At 58.4% G+C, this 4,788-nt stretch carries 5 protein-coding genes; 1 reads left to right on the top strand and 4 read right to left on the bottom strand.

The genetic code is table 11. From position 1 onward, the window contains the following. Positions 1-271: 271 nt before the first annotated feature. Complete coding sequence (locus WBM93_RS06710) at positions 272-1,702, bottom strand: amidohydrolase (RefSeq protein WP_424429890.1); 1,431 nt, start codon at positions 1,700-1,702, stop codon at positions 272-274. Positions 1,703-1,903: 201 nt separating this feature from the next. On the opposite strand from WBM93_RS06710, the gene WBM93_RS06705 reads away from it, so the two are divergent. Continuing rightward, complete coding sequence (locus WBM93_RS06705) at positions 1,904-2,170, top strand: hypothetical protein (RefSeq protein ID WP_424429888.1); 267 nt, start codon at positions 1,904-1,906, stop codon at positions 2,168-2,170. Positions 2,171-2,234: 64 nt separating this feature from the next. On the opposite strand, the gene mobA is transcribed toward WBM93_RS06705, so the two are convergent. The 3 genes from mobA to recF form a co-directional block, all read right to left on the bottom strand. Then, on the bottom strand, positions 2,235-2,825 hold the full coding sequence (mobA, locus tag WBM93_RS06700) for a molybdenum cofactor guanylyltransferase (RefSeq protein ID WP_424429885.1): 591 nt from the start codon (positions 2,823-2,825) through the stop codon (positions 2,235-2,237). Positions 2,826-2,866: 41 nt separating this feature from the next. Continuing rightward, entirely contained in the window at positions 2,867-3,520 is a 654-nt protein-coding gene (locus WBM93_RS06695; protein ID WP_424429884.1) for a CHAP domain-containing protein, read from the bottom strand. A 113-nt stretch (positions 3,521-3,633) separates the two neighbouring features. Next, on the bottom strand, positions 3,634-4,707 hold the full coding sequence (recF, locus tag WBM93_RS06690) for a DNA replication/repair protein RecF (RefSeq protein WP_424429882.1): 1,074 nt from the start codon (positions 4,705-4,707) through the stop codon (positions 3,634-3,636). Positions 4,708-4,788 lie beyond the last annotated feature (81 nt).

The raw sequence follows: 4,788 nt of genomic DNA, 5'->3' as shown, positions 1-4,788 counted from the left end.
TCTGGGGCAAAGGTCACAGAAAACAAAAGCAGACGTTTCTGTCTAGTTTGCGGCGCGGCGCCAAAATGGTCAGGCTCGCACGAAGCCACAAAGGCACGAAGACTTTAAAGAAGGCGCGCAATCGCTTCGCGTCTTCGTGGCTTTGTGCGAGTCCAATAAACGTCCCGATCACGCAGACCGCGACAATATTTGCTCAGTTACCAAAACAGGCTGTCCTACACCCGACCCCTTGACCTAAACTGCCCCAATGCAGGCAACTTACGCGTTCCGTTTATTTCCGGTAATCCAGCGGCGGATCGCGGTCGCCGAGCAAAGATTTATATACATAATCCGGCCCTCGTGCCTTGTCGAATTCGGCCTTGGCTTCGGCGCGCAGTTCGGGGTTGGTGTAAAGCTCGATAGCCGCCAGCGTCAGGGTCTTGGCCGCGACCTGGACGCCCTTGAAGCCGATCGACATGCCGCTCGCCGCCGAGGATTGCCAGCTGTGGGCGGAAGTTCCCGGCACCCATGTTGCCGTTCGCAGACCGACGGTCGGGGTCGCGTAGGAAACATCGCCGACATCGGTCGAGCCATAGCCGAGCGATACATCATAAGGCTGGACCTGTTCCTGGCTGCCGAGCGCGTGGCCGGGCTTGTCAAAACTCGCATAGATGCCCTCGGCAAATTTCTGCTCGTCGGGCGTATATGTTACTCCGCCGACCTGCCGCAATTTGGCGTCCATCATCTTGGCCAGCGGCTCGTTGACCAGCAACGGATTGTTGCCGTGGATCACTTCCCAGTCGACCTTGGTGCCGGTGCCCATCGCCGCGCCGCGCGCCGCATCTTCGAGCCGCGCCCAGATCGCATCGACCTCGACCGGGTCGGGGTGACGGACATAATAGAAGACTTCGGCAAAGTCCGGCACGACATTGGGCGCGGTGCCGCCTTCGGTGATCACATAATGGATTCGCGACTGTTGCGGGACATGTTCGCGCATCATGTTGATCATCATGTTGAACGATTCGACACCATCGAGAGCCGAGCGCGCCTTTTCCGGTGCGCCGGCGGCATGAGCGGAGGTGCCGCGGAAACGGAATTTGGCCGAGCGGTTGGCGAGGGTGGTGCGGGCTGCCGCCGAATTCTCGTCATCAGCATGCCAGTGGAGCGCGATATCGACGTCGTTGAACAGTCCCGCGCGGACCATATAGACCTTGCCGCTGCCGCCTTCTTCCGCCGGCGTGCCATAGAGTCGCACACGCCCCGGCGTGCCGGTTTTTTCCAGCCATTTGCTTACTGCAATCGCGGCTTCGACCGATCCGGCGCCAAAAAGATTGTGGCCGCAAGCATGGGCCGCGCCCTTGCCCTCGATCGGGGAGCGGGTGGCCAGGGAATCCTGGTTGATCCCGGGCAGCGCGTCATATTCCGCCAATATCGCGATCACCGGACCGCCCTTGCCATATTCGGCGGTAAAGGCGGTCGGAATGCCGGCAACGCCCGAGGTGATTTTGAATCCGTTGGTTTTGAGCGATTGCTTCAGAAGATCGCTGGATTTCTGTTCCTGATAGCCGACTTCCGCCCATTCCCAAAGCTGTCGCGCTGTCTTGGCCGATTCTCCGGATCGCGCGTCGATCAGGGCAGATATCTCGGACATCACATCGGCCGGCTGGGCTTGAACGGAGGCAGGAAGCGCCGCGGCGGCAAAAATCAGGGCATAGCGGATCATAAGGACCTCATATCTGGAGCAAGTTCGGTGAACGATGGCACAATTTGGGTGACGCGGGCAACCCATCTTCGGCTCACCCGCTTTTTCTCGGCTTTCAGTCAATTGCAAAAATGCAACTCGCAGGTGCAACATTTCATATTGCAACTTATCATCGGCCGCGGGTAGTTTGGGAACCAGTCCGAAACCCAATGGAGAAAAGCCATGCGTACACTATCCTCCCTGATCCTTGCGGCCATCGCAATGACACTTACCGCTCCGGCTGCAATCGCTGCAGACGCAGAGCGTAACGATCGCCTTTATGACGCAAGCGGCGCGAGTGTCGCGAAAGTGAAACGGGTAACCGAAAATGGCGATCTGTTGGTCATCTATAAAGGCAAGGTGCGCGTGATCGCCGCTTCGACGCTTTCAAACAGCGACGGCAAGCTGATGACCAGCCTGACGAAGACGGAAATCCGCCGTCTGGATTGATCGCTAAGCTTTATCGATCACGGTGATTGATCGTGATTGTCGAGATAGAACGGCCGGTGCTTGATCAAGCGCCGGCCGTTTTGCCTTGTTGCGCATCGAGCAGATCCTGCGGCCGGTTGATGTTCATAAACAGATTCGCGTCGGACCAGGTCACGGCCTTGGCCCCGGTTTTCTCGGCCAGCCATCGCAGGGAAGGGGCTTTGTCTCCTTGGTCGAGGGTTGCGCGAATGCTGTCAACGACATCGCATCGCCAATAGGCAAAGGTCGGATGGATGCGCTGCTGATCCCGCGCCACCGCACAGGCGCCGCTCGCCGACAGCCGCTCGATCAGGTCGGCCGGTGCATAAGGCGCATCGACCGGAACCGTCACGAAGCCGGATATCGCAGGCCGGGCCTTCTGCAACGCCGCCGCCACCGAGAAAATTCCACCGACCGGTCCATCGGGGAAAGCCGGGTCATCGCTGATCGTGTCGAGGCCGGTGCCGTAATCCTGGCAAGCAGACAGAAACAGGCGATCGGCTTTGCCGGCAAATCTGTCGATCAAAATGTCGATCAGCCGGTGGCCCCCCAGCTTGATGATCGCCTTGTCCTTACCCATCCGGTTTGATTGTCCGCCGGAGAGGATCACAAGGCAGGCAGGCGGTCGGGTGTTCATGTGAGAGGTTCCAGGTTGAGGCCTTACGCCCCAATCTGGCCTCAGCTACCCACTCTGTCCAGCAATTCCCCGATCAGATCTCTTGGCTCGGCGTTCTTCGGAACTTCTGCTTCCGCGGATTGCGCAAGATCTGCGGTGAGTCTGGGATCAAAAAGCGAGCGATTTGGCATCCGGCTTTGACTCGTGGGCTTGGCAGATGCCCATTGGCGACCGGCTTGCTTGGTCTGACGTGTCGGATAAATGAAACCATTGACCGGGAAGGCTGTGGTGCCGAGATTATCGATTGGCGCATACCAGATGCGCACAAGGCTCCAGTCATTGGCGGCAGAAACGTCTTTCGCCGCGACCCGGCGTTCGATCTGGCCGCGCTGGCCATTGATCGGTGACCAGTTGGCGTGGCTGATCAAAATGTTGCGGTCGTCGATAATCTTGCGAACCACCGCGACATGCCCCAACTGCATCGCGCCATGGCTGGGCAGGGACAGGACCGCGCCTTCAACCGGCAATGCGCCTCGCTCATAGACACCGTCTGCCTGACCCCACCAGCTATGCGCGTCGCCATAAATCTGGATGCCGCTCAGCTGCCTCGCAAAAGGGACGCATTGCAGATAATCATTCGCCTTCGCCGAAACCGGCATCATGATGGCCTGCAATACCAGCACGATCGGAATGATTGCATTCCGAAGCGAAGTCACAGTTTTTTGCAGAGCCGTTGTGTCCATCTGAGGAGACATAAACGGCTGTCGGAAAATCAACGCTAAAGAGTAACGTGAATCACCTGTAAACCATGTCGTGTCCCGGATGCGCTTTAACGCTTTTTGGCGGTTCCGTCCGACACCTGGAAATGTAGTGCGCTATCCGGAATATCGGTAAACAAAGCCGGCTCTGTTCCAGTCAGCCAGACTTGCCCGCCTCGTTCCGCCAGCTTGTCGAAAAGAGCCGCGCGGCGTTGCGGATCGAGATGAGCGGCGACTTCATCAAGCAACAAGATCGGTCGACATTCGCGCCGCTCGGCGATTAAATCCGCATGCGCCAGAATGATGGAGAATAACAACGCCTTCTGTTCTCCGGTTGAACATTTTTCGGCCGGTTGCTGTTTCTCGGCATGAAACACGTTGAGGTCAGCGCGATGCGGCCCGTGTAACGTTCGGCCAGCTGCCCGGTCTGCGGTTCGGTTCTGTTGCAGCATCTGTTGGAGTTGGAACTCGGTTCGCAAGTCGTCATCTGCGAGTTGTAAGGCCGGCCTGGCAAAGACATTGCCGTCTGTTTGCTCCAGCAGCTGGTTTAATGCCGAAGCCATCCGGTGCCGCGCTTCGGCGACCAACGAACCATATTGTGCCAATTGCGTGTCGAGTCCCTCAAGCCAGCTGCTGTCGGCCAGATGGCCATCGGCAAGCAGCCGGTTGCGTTCGCGACGTGCCGCTTCGTAGCGGGCGCAGTTTCGGGCGTGAGCTGGTTCGAGAGCCATAACCAGCCGGTCCAGAAAATTTCGCCGTCCCGCTGGTCCTTCCATGAACAAGCGGTCCATCGCCGGGGTCAGCCATAATATGGAAAGCCACTCGGCCAGATCATTGGTCGGGGCAGCTGCTTCATTTATGCGCGTCTTGCGACGTTCCGGAGCCTCCGGATCCGTGCCGGTCCCGATTTGTACATCGCCCAGCTGCGCGGCGACGGCGAAATCGCCCCTGCCATTCTGATACGCCATGTCGCGGAGCGGCGCGCGCCGCAGCCCGCGGCCCGGCGCGAGCAAGGAAACCGCTTCCAGAATATTGGTTTTGCCGGCCCCGTTTTCGCCGCTGAAAACCATGAATCCGGGAGCCGCTTCCAGACGTAATCCGGGATAGTTGCGAAAGTTGTGCAGAGTAAGTTGGGACAGGATCATGGCAGAGCTTTTCACTAGCTTTCACCACCTGCAAAGAGAAGCAAATTCGGATCAGGTCACTGCTCTGTTCATCCTCCATTC

The sequence above is a fragment of the Parasphingorhabdus sp. genome, from assembly GCF_049667325.1.
GTDB lineage: Bacteria > Pseudomonadota > Alphaproteobacteria > Sphingomonadales > Sphingomonadaceae > Parasphingorhabdus.
Note: the sequence above shows the minus strand (reverse complement) of the source record. Positions and strands in the feature narration are given on the sequence as shown.